Below are 15,500 nucleotides of genomic sequence, written 5' to 3' on the forward strand. Positions count from 1 at the left end.
CGCTGCCGTCCCGCGGCCCGGTCCTACAACTCGGGAGCGGGCGGCGGCGGTTCGTCCGCCGGTCCGGCGTCCTCGCCCGGCCGGCCCTGCGCCGCCGGTCCGGTGCCCGCCGCCGGCGGGGTATCGGCGGCCGCCGGGGGAGCGGGCGGCGGCGGTGCCGACGGCGCGGGCGCGGCCGGCGGCGGGGCGGCCGGTGTGCTCCGCTCCGTGCGGAAGTCCAGACGCCCGTCCGCGACGTCCACCGTCACCCGGCTGCCCTCGGAGATCGTGCCGTTCAGCAGCAGCCGGGAGAGCTGGTTGTCCACCTCCCGCTGGATGGTGCGGCGCAGCGGGCGGGCGCCGTACTCCGGCTGGTAGCCGCGTTCGGCGATCCAGTCGACGGCGCCGTCCGTGAAGCTCACCGTGACGCCCTGCCCGACCATCAGGCGGCGGGTGCGCTCCAGCAACAGGTCGGTGATCTGCCGCAGTTGCCCGCCGGTGAGCTGGCGGAAGACGACGATCTCGTCGATGCGGTTGAGGAACTCCGGCCGGAAGTGCTCCCGCAGCGGACGCAGGATCTGCTCGCGCCGCGCCTCCTCGTCGGCGTCGGCGCCGCCCGGCCCGAAGCCGATCCCGGCGCCGCGCCGGCTGATCACGTCCGAGCCGAGGTTGCTGGTCATCACGATGACGGTGTTGGTGAAGTCCACCGTGCGGCCCTGCGAGTCGGTCAGCCGGCCGTCGTCCAGCACCTGGAGCAGGATGTTGAAGACGTCCGGGTGCGCCTTCTCCACCTCGTCCAGGAGCAGCAGCGAGTACGGGTGCCTGCGCACCACCTCGGTGAGCTGGCCGGCCTCCTCGTGGCCGACGTACCCGGGCGGGGCGCCGACCAGCCGGGAGACGGTGTGCCGCTCCTGGTACTCGCTCATGTCGAGGCGGACCATGCGCTCCTCGCTGCCGAACAGCGCCTCGGCGAGCGCCCGGGCCAGCTCGGTCTTGCCGACGCCGGTCGGGCCGAGGAAGAGGAAGCTGCCGATCGGCCGGTCCGGGCTGGCCAGTCCGGCGCGCGAGCGCAGTACCGCCTCGGCGACCACCGCGACCGCCTCCTCCTGGCCGACCACCCGCTGGTGCAGATGCTCCTCCAGGCCGAGCAGCCGTTCCTTCTCCTCCTGGGTCAGCCGGCTGACCGGGATGTTGGTCTGCCGGGACACCACCTCGGCGATGGACTCCGCCGTCACCTCGAGCTGGCCCTCGTCGGCCTGCCCGTCCTGGCTGGACTCCGCGATCCGCCGCTTCAGCTCGCCGATCCGGTCGCGCAGCTGCATGGCCTGCTCGTAGCTCTCGTCGGCGACCGCCTGGTCCTTGTCCCGGACCAGTTGCTCCACCTCGCGCTCCATGGTGCGCACGTCCGTGCCCTTGGTCCCGGCGCCCAGCCGCACCCGGGCGCCGGCCTGGTCGATCAGGTCGATCGCCTTGTCCGGCAGGCGGCGGTCGGTGAGATAGCGGTCGGACAGCTCCACGGCGGCGACCAGCGCCTCGTCCGTGTAGCGGACCTGGTGGTGGGCCTCGTACCGGTCGCGCAGCCCGCGCAGGATCTCCACGGTGTCCGGAACCGACGGCTCGGGCACCAGGATCGGCTGGAACCGGCGGGCCAGCGCCGCGTCCTTCTCGATCCGCCGGTACTCCTCCAGTGTGGTCGCGCCCACGATGTGCAGCTCGCCCCTGGCGAGCGCGGGCTTGAGGATGTTGCCCGCGTCCATCGCGCCGCCCTCGCCGCCGGAACCGGCGCCGACGACGGTGTGCAGCTCGTCGATGAACACGATCAGCTGGTCGGAGTGGGCGCGGATCTCGTCCACGATGTTGTTCATCCGCTCCTCGAAGTCGCCCCGGTAGCGGGTGCCGGCGACGACCCCGGTCAGGTCGAGGGCGACCACCCGGCGCCCGGCCAGCATCTCCGGCACGTCACCGTCCGCGATCCGCTGCGCGAGCCCCTCGACGACGGCCGTCTTGCCGACGCCGGCGTCGCCGATCAGCACCGGGTTGTTCTTCCCGCGCCGGGACAGCACCTCGATGGTCTGCTCGATCTCCTGGTCGCGGCCGATGACCGGGTCTACCCGGCCCTGCCGGGCCATGTCGGTCAGGTCGCGGCCGTACTTGTCGAGCGTCGGCGTCGAGGTGGGCCGCTGCCGCTCGGGGCGCGGCTGAGCGGCCTCGGGGGCCTCGGGCGGCAGGGCGCCCGCCTGGAAGCGCGCCGCGTTCAGGATGTGCCCCGCCGCCGAGTCCGGGTTCATGGCGAGCGCGCTCAGCACGTGCTCCGGCCCGATGTACCCGGCGCCGCTCGCCCGTGCCATGTCGTGCGCGTCCAGCAGGGCGCGTTTGACGGCCGGGGTGAGCGACAGCGAGGTCGGCGGCGGCGCCTCGCCGGGCGGCTGGTGCGCGGGACCGGCGCGGTGGTCGATCTCCGTGGCCATGGAGTCCGGGTCGGCCCCGGAGCGGCTGAGCAGGCTCCGGGTGGGCTCGGCGGCGAGGGCGGCGCGCAGCAGGTGCTCGGTGTCCAGGTCGCGGCTGCCGTGCTCGGCGGCGTACTGGGCGGCTCCTCTCACCAGCTCACGGGCCGGCTGGCTGAGCAGGCGCCCGATGTCGATGTGGCGGGGGGCGCCGCGTCCGCCGGGGACGCCGGCGCCGGTGCCGCCGAAGAAGCGGGCGAAGAATTCTCCGAAGGGGTCCTCCGGGCCGTTGTAGCCGCTGGTCATCGTTTCGTTTCCTTCGCAGACGACGTGCGGAGCGGCCGGGTAACCCGGGGGCGGGCCGCTCATGCCACGATGACACGAGCTTCTGCGAAGGGCATGTGCAGGAACGCTCGCTCAGCAGGCCCTTCGGCTCCCCGCCCGCCGCCTCTCAGGAGGCCTCGCGCGCCGTGAGGATCCGGGGGCCGTCGTCCGTGACGGCCACGGTGTGCTCCGCGTGCGCCGCGCGCGAGCCGTCGGACGTACGCAGGGTCCAGCCGTCGCCCGCCTCGTAGTAGGCGTCCTTGCCGCTGCCGATCAGCATGGGCTCGATCGCCAGGACCATGCCGTGGCGCAGCGGGACTCCCCGGCCGGGGCGCCCCTCGTTGGGGACGTCCGGCTCCTCGTGCATCCGGCGGCCCACGCCGTGGCCCCCGAAGCCCGCCGGGATGCCGTAGCCCGCCGCACGGCAGACGCGGCCGACGGCGTGCGCGATGTCGCCGACGCGGTTTCCGACCCGGGCCGCCTCGATGCCCGCCGCCAGGGCTCGCTCGGCGGTCTCGACCAGGCGCAGGTCCGCCGGGCTCGGGCGGCCCACCACGAAGCTGATCGCCGAGTCGCCCACCCAGCCGTCCAGCTCGGCGCCGCAGTCGATGGAGACGAGGTCGCCGTCGCTCAGCCGCTGCCGGGTCGGGATGCCGTGCACGATCGCGTCGTTGACGGAGGCGCAGATCACCCCCGGGAACGGGGTGGGCGCGAAGGAGGGGCGGTAGCCGAGGAACGGTGAGGACGCCCCGGCCTCGCGCAGCACGTCCCGTGCCACCTCGTCCAGCTCCAGCAGCGAGACGCCGACGCCGGCGGCCTCCCGTACGGCGGTGAGGGCCCGGCCCACCACCTGTCCTGCCGCGTGCATCGCGTCGATCGACGTGTCCGTCTTCAGATCCATCATGCCAATTACTATACCGGTATTTGAATGGGGTGCCCGCCGCGCGACGGTATTAGAATGGGGCCATGGTGCGCACCCCTCTCACCCCTGAAGAGCGCGAACGCGGCGAGCGGCTCGGGCAGTTGCTGCGCGACGCGCGCGGCGGGCGGAGCATGGCCGAGGTCTCGGCGGCGGCGGGCGTCTCCGCCGAGACGCTGCGCAAGATCGAGACCGGGCGGGCCCCGACCCCCGCCTTCTTCACGGTGGCCGCGCTGGCCGGGGCGCTCGGGCTGTCCATGGACGACCTGCTGGCCCGGTGCGCTCCCGTGGGCGTCTGACGGGCGCCGGACGCGAGCCGGCGCGCACCCCGGCCGGGACCGCGCGGCGAGCCGCCCGCACACTCGCCGAAAACTCCGCGTAGCGGACCCGTAACACGGCTGGTGTTGCCTGACGGGCGAAGCGCTGGCGATCGGGCGGGAGTCGGGCATGGCTGTGGAGCAACTTCCGGCTCACGTCCGGGAGTTCGCGAACTACCTGGACGGCCTCCTCGGGCGTCTGGACCAGGGCGGCGGCTGGTGCGCCGTCTTCTGGCAGCGGGACCCCGAGGGGATGCGGGCCTGTCTCAACGGCCGGGAGCTGCCCCCCTGGGACGTGCTGGAGTCACTGCTGCAGGACCTCGCGGCGGCCCACGGCTCCGCCGTCGCCACGGCCGAGCGGGAACGCGCCCGCGCCCTGCACGCGGCGGCGGCCTCGGCGTACGACACCCTGCCCGGCGCCCGCGACGCCCTCGGCGACCGGCTCGACGTCATGCTCCGCGAGCAGCGGTACGCCGCCGAACGCCGCTCGGAACTGACCCGCCGGCTCACCGCCGCCACCTCCCGCGAGGAGACCGAGGCCCTCCGCCTCGACCTCGCCTGGGCCCACGACGACCACGACCGCGCCACCGCCCGCCGCGCCGAGCTGGAGGCCCGGCTGTCCCGGCTGGACGCGGGCGCGCGGGGCGCGGGACCGTATCCGGCGGGGCCCCCGCGCCCGCAGGACGGGCCGCCGCTGGACGAGCGGCACTCCGGCGCCCCGCCGAACCCCTGGTTCGCCGCGCCGGCGGCCGAACCGGAGCCCCGGCCCGGTGCGTCGCGGGAAGGGCGCGACTGGAGAAGTCCGTCAATGGCCGAGCCGGAGTTCGGGCCGGGAGTGTCGCCGGAAGGGCGCGAGTGGAGAAGTCCGTCAACGGTCGAGCCGGAGTTCGGGCCGGGAGTGTCGCGGGAGGGGCGCGACTGGGGAAGTCCGTCAACGGTCGAGCCGGAGTTCGGGCCGGGAGTGTCGCGGGAGGGGCGCGACTGGGGAAGTCCGTCAACGGTCGAGCCGGAGTTCGGGCCGGGAGTGTCGCGGGAGGGGCGCGACTGGGGAAGTCCGTCAATGGCCGATGAGGAGCCCCGGCCCGGGGAGTCGCGAGCGGGGCATGACCCGGGAGTTCCTCCGGCGACGGGGCGGGGGGCGCGCTCCGGGGCACCGGAGGCAGCCGCCTTCCGGGCCTCCGGGCCTGGCGCCCCGGACGCCGGTCGCGCGCCCGTCGGCGGCCTCGCCGAGCCGGGGACACCGGAGGGATACGCCTTCCGGGCTCCCCGGTCCGGCCGCCCGGACGCCGGCCGTGCGCCCGCCGGTGGCTCTGCCGAGCCGGGGACACCGGAGGGATACGCCTTCCGGGCTCCCCGGTCCGGCCGCCCGGACGCCGGCGGTCTCGCAGAGCTGGGGACGCCGGAGGCAGACGCCTTCCGGGCTCCCGGGCCCGGACACCCGGTCGCCGACCATCTGGACGCCGGCCGCGCGCCCGCCAGCGGCCTCGCCGAGCCGGGGGCACTGGAGGGATACGCCAGCCGGGTTCCCGGGCCCGGCCGCTCGGACGCCGGCCGCCCGGACGTCGGCCGCGCGCCCGTCGGCGGCCCCGCCGAGCCCCGCACGGTCACTCCCGCCCCCGACCCCGCCCCGCCCCCCGCCGGTGCCCGCAGGCGGCGCCGGGGCGGGGCCCGGTTCGCCGGCGGCGTCGAGGACGGTGCCGTGCCTGTCGCCGTGCCGCCGCAGGCGCCCCTCCCCGCCGTGCCCGGGGCGTCGGGCGGCCGGCGTTCGCCGCGAGGGGCCCGGTTCGCCGGCGCGGTGGCGGGGGAGGAGCCTGTGGAGCGGCCAGCCGAGGCGTTGGACGCGCAGGCGGTGGCAGCCGTGGCCGGGGCCGTGGAGCGGCTGGTGCGGCTGCGGGCCGAGGGGCGTACCGGCGAGGCGCACGCGCTGCTGGTGGAGATCGCGCACTGGCCCGCCGGCCGGCTCCCGCTGCTCGCGGACGGGCTGCGGCGCGCCGGCCTCGGCGCCGACTGGGACACCCTGCTCTGGGAGGCCGCCTCGCTGCCCGCCGAGCGGCTGGTCGCCGCGGCCGACGCGCTCCGGGCGGCCGGGCGGGCGGCGGACGGCCGGCAGATGCTCCGGCAGGGCGTGGCCCGGCCCGCCGCGGAGATCGGCGCGGCCGTGCTGGAGCTGGCCGGGCAGGGACGGGACCGCGAGGTGCGGGCACTGCTGGACGCCTACGTCCGGGTCCGCACGCCCGAGGAAGCGGCCCGCAGCGCCGCCGCCGACCCGGACCGGCTCGTCCCGCTCCTGCTGGAGGCCGCCGCGGGCGCGTCCGAGGAGCGCCACTGGGACATGGTGCACGCCCTGCGGGTCGCCGGGTTCGCTCCGTGACCGGCGCCGCGATCACCCTAAGGAGTGTCAAACGTGATCGACTTGGCGGGTTGGCGACGATGGTCTTGGCAAGGACGTCCGGGAGGCTTACTTTCGTCCCTCTACGGGCCGTTTCTACGGGCGTAGAGGCTCGGACGTAGCGTCGAAGGAGCAGCTCATGGCCAACGTCGTACGTGCCGCACTGGTCCAGGCCACCTGGACCGGCGACACCGAGTCCATGGTGGCGAAGCACGAGGAGCACGCGCGCGAGGCGGCCCGCCGGGGCGCGCGGGTCATCGGCTTCCAGGAGGTCTTCAACGCCCCCTACTTCTGCCAGGTCCAGGAGCCGGAGCACTACCGCTGGGCGGAACCGGTGCCCGACGGGCCGACGGTCCGCCGGATGCGGGACCTCGCCCGCGAGACCGGCATGGTGATCGTCGTGCCTGTCTTCGAGGTCGAGCAGTCCGGCTTCTACTACAACACCGCCGCCGTGATCGACGCCGACGGCTCCTACCTCGGCAAGTACCGCAAGCACCACATCCCGCAGGTCAAGGGCTTCTGGGAGAAGTACTACTTCAAACCCGGCAACCTGGGCTGGCCGGTCTTCGACACGGCAGTCGGCAAGGTCGGCGTCTACATCTGCTACGACCGGCACTTCCCCGAGGGCTGGCGGCAACTCGGGCTCAACGGCGCCCAGTTGGTCTACAACCCGTCGGCGACCCACCGAGGCCTCTCCTCCTACCTGTGGCAGCTCGAGCAGCCCGCCGCGGCCGTCGCCAACGAGTACTTCGTCGCCGCCATCAACCGGGTCGGCCAGGAGGAGTACGGCGACAACGACTTCTACGGCACGAGCTACTTCGTCGACCCGCGCGGGCAGTTCATCGGCGACCCGGCGAGCGACAAGAGCGAGGAACTCGTCGTCCGCGACCTCGACTTCGACCTCATCGAGCAGGTCCGGCAGCAGTGGGCCTTCTACCGAGACCGCCGCCCCGACGCCTACGAAGGACTGGTGCAGCCGTGAACGACCTCTACGCCCGCCACCGCGGCGTCCTGCCCGACTGGCTGGCCCTTTACTACGACGAGCCGCTGGAGATCACCCACGGCGAGGGCCGGCACGTCTGGGACTCGGCCGGCAACCGCTACCTCGACTTCTTCGGCGGCATCCTCACCACGATGACCGCGCACGCCCTGCCCGAGGTGACCAAGGCCGTCACCGAGCAGGCCGGCCGGATCGTCCACTCCTCGACCCTCTACCTCAACCGGCCGATGGTCGAACTGGCCGAGCGCGTCGCCCAGCTCAGCGGCATCCCCGACGCCCGGGTGTTCTTCACCACCTCGGGCACCGAGGCCAACGACACCGCCCTGCTGCTCGCCACCACCCACCGGCGCACCAACACCGTGCTGGCCATGCGCAACAGCTACCACGGCCGCTCCTTCAGCACGGTCGGCATCACCGGCAACCGTGGCTGGTCCCCGACCTCGTTGTCCCCGCTGCAGACCCTGTACGTCCACGGCGGCGTCCGCAGCCGGGGCCCGTTCGCCGAACTCGACGACCGCGCGTTCATCGACGCGTGCGTGGCGGACCTGAAGGACGTCCTCGGGCACACCCGGCCCCCCGCCGCCCTGATCGCCGAACCGGTCCAGGGCGTCGGCGGCTTCACCTCGCCGCCGGACGGCCTCTACGCGGCCTTCCGGGAGGTGCTGAACGCCCACGGCATCCTCTGGATCAGCGACGAGGTGCAGACCGGCTGGGGCCGCACCGGGGACCACTTCTGGGGCTGGCAGGCGCACGCCCGCAACGGCCCGCCGGACATCGTCACCTTCGCCAAGGGCATCGGCAACGGCATGTCCATCGGCGGGGTGATCGCCCGCTCCGAGATCATGAACTGCCTGGACGCCAACAGCATCTCGACGTTCGGCGGCACCCAGATCACCATGGCCGCCGGTCTCGCCAACCTCGGCTACCTCCTCGAACACGACCTCCAGGGCAACGCCCGGCGGGTCGGCGGCCTGCTCCTCGAACGGCTGCGGGCGGTCGGCGCGCAGCTCCCCGGGGTCCGGGAGGTGCGCGGTCGCGGTCTGATGATCGGCGTGGAGCTGGTCAGGCCCGGCACCGACGAGGCCGATCCCCGGGCGGCCGCGAACGTCCTGGAGGCGGCCCGGGACGGCGGCCTGCTCATCGGCAAGGGCGGCGGCCACAACACCAGCGCCCTGCGTATCGCCCCGCCGCTGTCCCTGACCGTGGCGGAGGCCGAGGAGGGCGCGGCGATCCTGGAACGCGCGCTGAGGAGCACGTACTAGAGAGCGGGCCGACGGCGATGACCACCACCTCCTCCCACTCCCGGCAGCCCGGCTGGCAGCCGCTGGAACCCGCCCTGTCCGTCCGGCAGGTGCTCACCCTGGAGCGGGTGCTCGCCGGGGAGCCCGAGGTGGTGGCCGGAGCGGGGCAGCTCGACCGGCCGGTGCGCTGGGTGCACGTCGCCGAGGCCGCCGACGTCGGGGTGATGCTCACCGGCGGCGAGATGGTGCTCACCACCGGCGTGCTGCTGGCCGGTGACGAGGCCAAACAGGCCGAGTACGTCCAGTCCCTGCACCGGGCGGAGGCCGCGGCCGTCGTCCTCGGGCTCGGGCGTGCCTTCCCCGCACCGCCCGAGGTGATGCGCCGGGCCGCCGAGCGGTGCGGGCTCCCCATGGTGGTGCTGCACCGGCCGTTCCCGTTCGCGGAGCTGACCGAGGAGGTGCAGTCCCGCCTGGTACGGCGGAAGTTCGCGGCGGTGAGCCTGTCGGAGACCGTCCGCACCGCGCTCACCGGGCTGATCACCGCGGGCGCTCCGCTGCAGCACCTGCTCGACGAGGCCGCCCAGCACAGCGGCTGCCCCGTCGTCGTCACCAACCTCGCCCACCGCGTCCTCGCCACGGCGGGGGAGCGCCCCGCGGTGGACGACGTGCTGCGCGACTGGGAGCGGATCGCCCGCCAGGCGTGGGGGCACCACCCAGGCCGTTCAGGCACCGGGGGAGGCGGCGAGGGCGACGGCTGGATCCGCGCCGAGCTGGGCGGGCGCGGTGAGCAATGGGGCCGGCTGCTGCTGTGCGGGTACCGGGGCGACACGGCCACCGGGCGGCTGCTCGCCGACCGCACCGCCGAGGCGCTGGTGCTGCACCGCATGCTCGGCGGCGGCTCCGCCCGCACCTGGGAGGAGCAGTCGGCGCAGAGCCTGCTCACCGACCTGGTCTCCGGGGTGGTGCCCGCCCGGCAACTGCTGCCCCGGGTCCGGGCGGCCGGGCTGCCGGTCAACCGGCGCACCTTCGTCCCCCTCGTCGTGCCCGGCGGGGACGCGGGCCGACTCGAGCGGATGCTGCGGCTGCTGGGACTGCCCGGGCTGGTCGCCGAGTTGGCCGACGGGGCCACCGCCGTGCTGCTCAGCCTCGCCCGCGACCAGCACGCCGAGGCGCTCACCGCCCACTTCGCCGCGCGGCTGCGGACGGCGAGCGGGGTGCCGAACGCCGTGGTCGCGGCCGCCGATCCCCGCACCGTCTGGGAGGACGTGCCCGCGGGGCTGCGGGAGGCCCGGCACGTCGCCGACGCGGTCGCCGACTCCTCCGCCGTACTCGACCTGCCGGCCGTCGTCCGGCTGCGCGACGTCCACCTGCGCGGCCTGGTACGGCTGCTGCGGGACGACCCGCATGTGCAGTCCTTCGCCGAGCGGGAGCTGGACGGGCTGTTGTGCGGGGCCGACCAGGGGCTGCTGAACGTGCTGCGCACGTATCTGGCGACGGGCCGCAACAAGTCCCGCACCGCGCAGTTGCACCATGTCTCGCGGCCCGCCCTCTACCGCCGGCTGGAGGCCATACAGGCACGGCTCGGCGTCGACCTCGACGACTTCGAACAAGCGGCCTCCGTGCACATAGCGCTCCTCGCGCACGACGCGCAACAGGGGTGAAACATGCGACGACCTGGGAAAACGGCGGTGAAACATGTACCGGCGAACACGTGACACGGTGGCACGCCGACCGCCCGCGGACGTGACACGCTGCAACTCAAACCGGCCCACCGGGCTTCCTAGTCTCGGCGTACACCGAGCGACCGGAGGTCCCGATGAGCCGAGTGATCCGTGCCGCCCTCTTCCAGACCGCCTGGACCGGCGACAAGGAGTCGATGATCCAGGTCCACGAGCAGGCGGCCCGCGACGCGGCCGCGCAGGGCGCCCAAGTCCTCTGCTTCCAGGAGCTGTTCTACGGCCCCTACTTCTGCCAGGTGCAGGACAAGGCCTTCTACGAGTACGCCGAGCGGATCCCCGACGGCCCCACCGTCCGGCGCTTCCAGGCGCTGGCGCGGGAGCTGGGCATCGTCCTGGTCCTGCCCATGTACGAGGAGGAGCAGCCGGGCGTCCTGTACAACACCGCCGCCGTGATCGACGCGGACGGCTCCTACCTCGGCAAGTACCGCAAGACCCACATTCCCCAGGTGCAGGGCTTCTGGGAGAAGTTCTACTTCCGGCCCGGCAACAGCGGCTGGCCGGTCTTCGACACCGCCGTCGGCCGGATCGGCGTCTACATCTGCTACGACCGCCACTTCCCGGAGGGCTGGCGGGCGCTGGGCCTGGCCGGCGCCGAGATCGTCTTCAACCCCTCGGCCACCTCGCGCGGCCTCTCCCGCTACCTGTGGCAGCTCGAACAACCGGCGGCGGCCGTCGCCAACGAGTACTTCGTCGGCGCGATCAACCGGGTCGGCGTGGAGGACCTGGGCGACAACGACTTCTACGGCACCACCTACTTCGTGGACCCCGAGGCCCAGTTCGTCGGCGAGGTGGCGAGCGACAAGGAGCCCGAACTCGTCGTCCGCGACCTGGACCTGGCCAAGCTCCGCGAGGTCCGCGACCGCTGGCAGTTCTACCGCGACCGGGCGCCCGGCGCCTACACGCCGCTGACCGCGCCCTGACCGCAGCGCCCACCCTGGGAGGAGAGGGACCATGAGCAGCCGTACCGTCATCCGCGGTGGTCTCGTCATCACCGCGTCCGACGAGATCCACGCCGACGTCCTGATCGAGGACGGCCGCATCGCCGCCCTCGCCGCCTCCGGCACCCCGGCCGCCGAGGCGTTCGGTGACGGCCGGGTCATCGACGCCACGGGCAAGTACGTCATCCCGGGCGGCGTCGACGGGCACACCCACATGCAGATGCCGTTCGGCGGCACCACCGCCGCCGACACCTTCGAGACCGGCACCCGCGCCGCCGCCTGGGGCGGTACGACCACGATCGTCGACTTCGCGATCCAGAGCGTCGGCGGCACCCTGCGCGAGGGCCTGGACGCCTGGCACGCCAAGGCAGAGGGCAACTGCGCCATCGACTACGCCTTCCACATGATCGTCTCCGATGTGAACCAGGAGACGCTCAAGGAGATGGACCTGCTGGTCGAGGAGGGTGTGACCAGCTTCAAGCAGTTCATGGCCTACCCCGGGGTGTTCTACTCCGACGACGGCCAGATCCTGCGGGCCATGCAGCGCGCCGCCGAGAACGGCGGCCTGATCATGATGCACGCCGAGAACGGCATCGCCATCGACGTCCTGGTCGAACAGGCGCTGGCCCGGGGCGAGACCGACCCCCGCTACCACGGGGAGGTCCGCAAGGCCCTGCTGGAGGCCGAGGCCACCCACCGCGCCATCAGGCTCGCGCAGGTCGCCGGGGCCCCGCTGTACGTCGTGCACGTCTCCGCGCAGGAGGCGGTCGCCGAACTGGCCAGGGCCCGGGACGCGGGGCTCAACGTGTTCGGCGAGACCTGCCCGCAGTACCTGTTCCTGTCCACGGACAATCTCGCCGAACCGGAGTTCGAGGGCGCCAAGTACGTGTGCTCCACCCCGCTGCGCCCCAGGGAGCACCAGGCCGCCCTGTGGCAGGGCCTGCGCACCAACGACCTGCAGGTGGTCTCCACCGACCACTGCCCGTTCTGCTTCACCGGCCAGAAGGAGCTGGGCCGGGGCGACTTCTCCAAGATCCCCAACGGCCTGCCGGGCGTGGAGAACCGCATGGACCTGCTGCACCAGGCCGTCGTCGACGGGCACATCTCCCGGCGCCGCTGGATCGAGATCGCCTGCGCCACCCCGGCCCGCATGTTCGGCCTCTACCCGAAGAAGGGCACCATCACCCCGGGCGCCGACGCCGACGTCGTCGTCTACGACCCGCACGCCGAGCAGGTCATGTCCGCCGAGACGCACCACATGAACGTCGACTACTCGGCCTACGAGGGCAGGCGCACGACCGGCCGCGTCGAGACGGTGCTCTCGCGCGGCGAGGTCGTCATCGACCAGCGGGAGTACACCGGGCGCGCCGGCCACGGCGCCTTCACTCCGCGCACCACCTGTCAGTACCTCAACTAGGAGCGGCGCCCATGGACTTCGGACTCGTCCTGCAGACCGACCCACCGGCCTCCCGTGTCGTGAGCCTCATGAAGCGGGCCGAGCGCAACGGCTTCAGCCACGGCTGGACCTTCGACTCCGCCGTGCTGTGGCAGGAACCGTTCGTGATCTACAGCCAGATCCTCGCGAACACCACCGGGCTGCGGGTCGGCCCCATGGTGACCAACCCGGGCACCCGCACCTGGGAGGTCACCGCCTCCACCTTCGCCACCCTCAACGACATGTTCGGCAACCGCACGGTGTGCGGGATCGGCCGCGGCGACTCCGCGATGCGCGTCGCCGGCCGCAAACCCAACACGCTGGCCCGGATCAGCGAGGCCATGAAGGTCATCCGCGCCCTCGGCCGGGGCGAGGAGGCCGACCTCGGCGGCACGAAGATCCGCTTCCCGTGGGTCGCCCCCGGCGCCGAACTCCCGGTGTGGATGGCCGCGTACGGCCCGAAGGCGCTGAAGATGGCCGGTGAGGAGGCCGACGGCTTCATCCTCCAGCTCGCCGACCTCTACCTCACCGAGCACATGGTGAAGGCCGTCAAGGACGCGGCCGCCGCGGCCGGCCGCGACCCGTCCGAGGTCACCGTCTGCGTGGCCGCCCCCGCCTACGTCACCGCCGACGACTCGCCCGGGGCACTCGCCCACGCCCGTGAGCAGTGCCGCTGGTTCGGCGGGATGGTCGGCAACCACGTCGCCGACCTGGTGGCCAAGTACGGCGAGCACTCCGCCGAGGTCCCCGACGAACTCACCGAGTACATCAAGGCCCGCCAGGGCTACGACTACGCACACCACGGGCGCAGCGGCAACCCCGACACCCGGTTCGTGCCCGACGAGATCGTCGACCGGTTCTGCCTGATCGGGCCGGCCGAGAAGCACATCGAGAAGCTGAACGCCCTGCGCGAGCTCGGCGTCGACCAGTTCGCGGTGTACGACATGCACGACGCCCAGGAAGCCGTCATCGACGCCTACGGCTCCCGGGTGATCCCGGCGGTCAACGCCTGACCGCCACCCTCGCGTTGGTCTCCCCCTCGCCGCGGTCCCGTCGCGGCGAGGGGGCACAGGGCGCTCACCCGCGCACCCCCCATGCGCCGCCCGCACGGCCTCTCCCGACCCACCTCACCCCGATTGGCCTGCCCATGACCGACACCGCTCCCTCAGCCATACCCCTGTCCGGCCAGGTGACCCAGCCCGACGGGCGGGTCGAACTCGCCCCCGGCACCCGGCCGCCCGGCGGCCGGTACGCCAACGAGGACCTGCTTCCCGTCCCGGTGGAAGGACGCACCTGGACGACGTACAACTTCTCCGCGCTGTGGGTGGGCATGGCCCACAACACGGCCTCCTGGACCCTGGCCTCCGGGCTGATCGCGGTGGGCATGGACTGGAAGCAGGCCGTGTTCACCATCGCCCTCGCCAACCTGATCGTGCTCGTGCCGATGCTGCTCACCGGCCACGCCGGACCCAAGTACGGCATCCCCTTCCCGGTCTTCGCCCGCGCCAGCTTCGGCGTGCGCGGCGCCAACCTGCCCGCAGTGGTCAGGGCGTTGGTGGCGTGCGGCTGGTTCGGCATCCAGACCTGGATCGGCGGCGAGGCCATCTACTTCCTCGCCGGCAAGCTCATCGGCGACCGCTGGGCGAACGCCTCGCACATCGGCGGCCACGCCTGGACCATGTGGCTGTCGTTCGCCATCTTCTGGGCCATTCAGATCGCCATCATCCACCGCGGCATGGAGACCATCCGCCGCTTCGAGAACTGGGCGGCGCCCTTCGTCCTGGTCGGCGCGTTCGTGATGCTGTGGTGGATGAGCAGCAAGGCCGGGGGCGTCGGACCGCTCTTCGACCAGCCGTCCAAGCTGGGCTGGGGCGGTGACTTCTGGAAGCTGTTCTGGCCCTCCCTGATGGGCATGATCGGCTTCTGGTCGACCCTGTCGCTCAACATCCCCGACTTCACCCGCTACGGCCGCAGCCAGCGGGCCCAGACCCGGGGGCAGGCCCTCGGCCTGCCCACCACGATGACCCTGTTCGCGTTCCTGTCCGTGCTGGTCACCTCCGGGTCCCAGGCGGTCTACGGCGAGCCCGTCTGGGACCCGGTCCAGCTCGCCGCCAAGACGGACAACGTGGCCGGCCTGCTCTACGCCCTGGTCACCGTGCTGGTCGCCACCCTGTCCGTGAACATCGCGGCCAACCTGGTCTCCCCGGCGTTCGACTTCTCCAACGTGGCTCCCCGCAAGGTCAGTTTCCGCACCGGCGCGCTGATCACCGCGGTCCTGGCCGTGCTGATCTTCCCCTGGAAGCTGTACTCGGACCCGCAGGGCTACATCTTCACCTGGCTCGGCCTGGTCGGCGGCCTGCTCGGCACCGTCGCCGGCATCCTCGTCGCCGACTACTGGATCCTGCGCCGCACCCGGCTGGTCCTCGCCGACCTGTACCGCGCGGGCGGCCGGTACTGGTACACGGGCGGCTGGAACTGGCGGGCGGTCGCCGCGTTCCTGGCCGGCGGCGTGCTGGCGGTCGGCGGCGCCGACTTCCACCCGCTGATCGACGGCCGCCCCGTCCCGGCGCTGTCGCCCCTCGCCGACTACGGCTGGGCGGTGGGCCTCGGCACCTCCCTGGTGCTGTACCTGGCGCTGACCTGGCTCACCGGGCGGAAGGAGGACCCGGCGGAGGCGGCGGTCTGAGACGGCCCGCCCCGGCGGCCCCGGGCCGCCGGGGCCGCCCACCCGTCACGGGGCGCGCTCTCGGCACCCCCAACACAGGTCGATCACAA

The 15,500-nt window shown here is 73.3% G+C and carries 11 protein-coding genes; 9 read left to right on the forward strand and 2 right to left on the reverse strand.

Annotation, left to right across the window (positions count from 1 at the left end):
• Positions 1–23 precede the first annotated feature (23 nt).
• Complete coding sequence (locus ACZ7JA_RS32180; protein ID WP_470811904.1) at positions 24–2,729, reverse strand: ATP-dependent Clp protease ATP-binding subunit; 2,706 nt, start codon at positions 2,727–2,729, stop codon at positions 24–26.
• Between the two features lie 145 nt (positions 2,730–2,874).
• On the reverse strand, positions 2,875–3,651 hold the full coding sequence (map, locus tag ACZ7JA_RS32185) for a type I methionyl aminopeptidase (RefSeq protein WP_351671699.1): 777 nt from the start codon (positions 3,649–3,651) through the stop codon (positions 2,875–2,877).
• Between the two features lie 62 nt (positions 3,652–3,713).
• Here map and ACZ7JA_RS32190 point away from each other — a divergent pair, with 62 nt between their 5' ends.
• From ACZ7JA_RS32190 to ACZ7JA_RS32230, 9 genes are all read left to right on the forward strand, one after another.
• Positions 3,714–3,965, forward strand: coding sequence for a helix-turn-helix domain-containing protein (locus ACZ7JA_RS32190; RefSeq protein ID WP_351671696.1), 252 nt, complete (start codon positions 3,714–3,716; stop codon positions 3,963–3,965).
• Between the two features lie 148 nt (positions 3,966–4,113).
• Complete coding sequence (locus tag ACZ7JA_RS32195) at positions 4,114–6,354, forward strand: DNA polymerase III subunit gamma/tau domain-containing protein (protein WP_470811907.1); 2,241 nt, start codon at positions 4,114–4,116, stop codon at positions 6,352–6,354.
• 157 nt (positions 6,355–6,511) lie between these two features.
• Positions 6,512–7,354, forward strand: a complete 843-nt coding sequence (locus tag ACZ7JA_RS32200; protein WP_470811909.1) for a nitrilase-related carbon-nitrogen hydrolase — start codon at positions 6,512–6,514, stop codon at positions 7,352–7,354.
• A complete protein-coding gene (locus tag ACZ7JA_RS32205) occupies positions 7,351–8,634 on the forward strand; it encodes an aspartate aminotransferase family protein (RefSeq protein WP_351671687.1) in 1,284 nt (427 codons plus the stop codon). The genes ACZ7JA_RS32200 and ACZ7JA_RS32205 overlap by 4 nt, the downstream gene beginning before the upstream one ends.
• 17 nt (positions 8,635–8,651) lie before the next feature.
• A complete protein-coding gene (locus ACZ7JA_RS32210; RefSeq protein WP_450746374.1) occupies positions 8,652–10,274 on the forward strand; it encodes a PucR family transcriptional regulator in 1,623 nt (540 codons plus the stop codon).
• Between the two features lie 155 nt (positions 10,275–10,429).
• Positions 10,430–11,272 carry a nitrilase-related carbon-nitrogen hydrolase gene (locus ACZ7JA_RS32215; RefSeq protein WP_250400376.1) on the forward strand — a complete coding sequence of 281 codons (843 nt, stop codon included), beginning with the start codon at positions 10,430–10,432 and terminating at the stop codon, positions 11,270–11,272.
• A gap of 31 nt (positions 11,273–11,303) precedes the next feature.
• The gene (hydA, locus tag ACZ7JA_RS32220) at positions 11,304–12,707 is read left to right on the forward strand and encodes a dihydropyrimidinase (RefSeq protein ID WP_450746375.1); all 1,404 of its coding nucleotides are present in this window, start codon (positions 11,304–11,306) and stop codon (positions 12,705–12,707) included.
• A gap of 11 nt (positions 12,708–12,718) precedes the next feature.
• Positions 12,719–13,738 carry a TIGR03842 family LLM class F420-dependent oxidoreductase gene (locus tag ACZ7JA_RS32225; RefSeq protein WP_351671681.1) on the forward strand — a complete coding sequence of 340 codons (1,020 nt, stop codon included), beginning with the start codon at positions 12,719–12,721 and terminating at the stop codon, positions 13,736–13,738.
• 134 nt (positions 13,739–13,872) lie between these two features.
• On the forward strand, positions 13,873–15,411 hold the full coding sequence (locus tag ACZ7JA_RS32230; protein ID WP_351671679.1) for an NCS1 family nucleobase:cation symporter-1: 1,539 nt from the start codon (positions 13,873–13,875) through the stop codon (positions 15,409–15,411).
• Positions 15,412–15,500 lie beyond the last annotated feature (89 nt).

This window comes from Streptomyces sp. NPDC038135 (assembly GCF_055601245.1).

What these genes read in the sequence shown, in the direction of transcription:
- ACZ7JA_RS32180 (WP_470811904.1), bottom strand. Translation starts at nt 2,729, where the DNA reads ATGACCAGCGGCTACAACGGCCCGGAGGACCCCTTCGGAGAATTCTTC.
- map (WP_351671699.1), bottom strand. Translation starts at nt 3,651, where the DNA reads ATGATGGATCTGAAGACGGACACGTCGATCGACGCGATGCACGCGGCA.
- ACZ7JA_RS32190 (WP_351671696.1), top strand. Translation starts at nt 3,714, where the DNA reads ATGGTGCGCACCCCTCTCACCCCTGAAGAGCGCGAACGCGGCGAGCGG.
- ACZ7JA_RS32195 (WP_470811907.1), top strand. Translation starts at nt 4,114, where the DNA reads ATGGCTGTGGAGCAACTTCCGGCTCACGTCCGGGAGTTCGCGAACTAC.
- ACZ7JA_RS32200 (WP_470811909.1), top strand. Translation starts at nt 6,512, where the DNA reads ATGGCCAACGTCGTACGTGCCGCACTGGTCCAGGCCACCTGGACCGGC.
- ACZ7JA_RS32210 (WP_450746374.1), top strand. Translation starts at nt 8,652, where the DNA reads ATGACCACCACCTCCTCCCACTCCCGGCAGCCCGGCTGGCAGCCGCTG.
- ACZ7JA_RS32215 (WP_250400376.1), top strand. Translation starts at nt 10,430, where the DNA reads ATGAGCCGAGTGATCCGTGCCGCCCTCTTCCAGACCGCCTGGACCGGC.
- hydA (WP_450746375.1), top strand. Translation starts at nt 11,304, where the DNA reads ATGAGCAGCCGTACCGTCATCCGCGGTGGTCTCGTCATCACCGCGTCC.
- ACZ7JA_RS32225 (WP_351671681.1), top strand. Translation starts at nt 12,719, where the DNA reads ATGGACTTCGGACTCGTCCTGCAGACCGACCCACCGGCCTCCCGTGTC.
- ACZ7JA_RS32230 (WP_351671679.1), top strand. Translation starts at nt 13,873, where the DNA reads ATGACCGACACCGCTCCCTCAGCCATACCCCTGTCCGGCCAGGTGACC.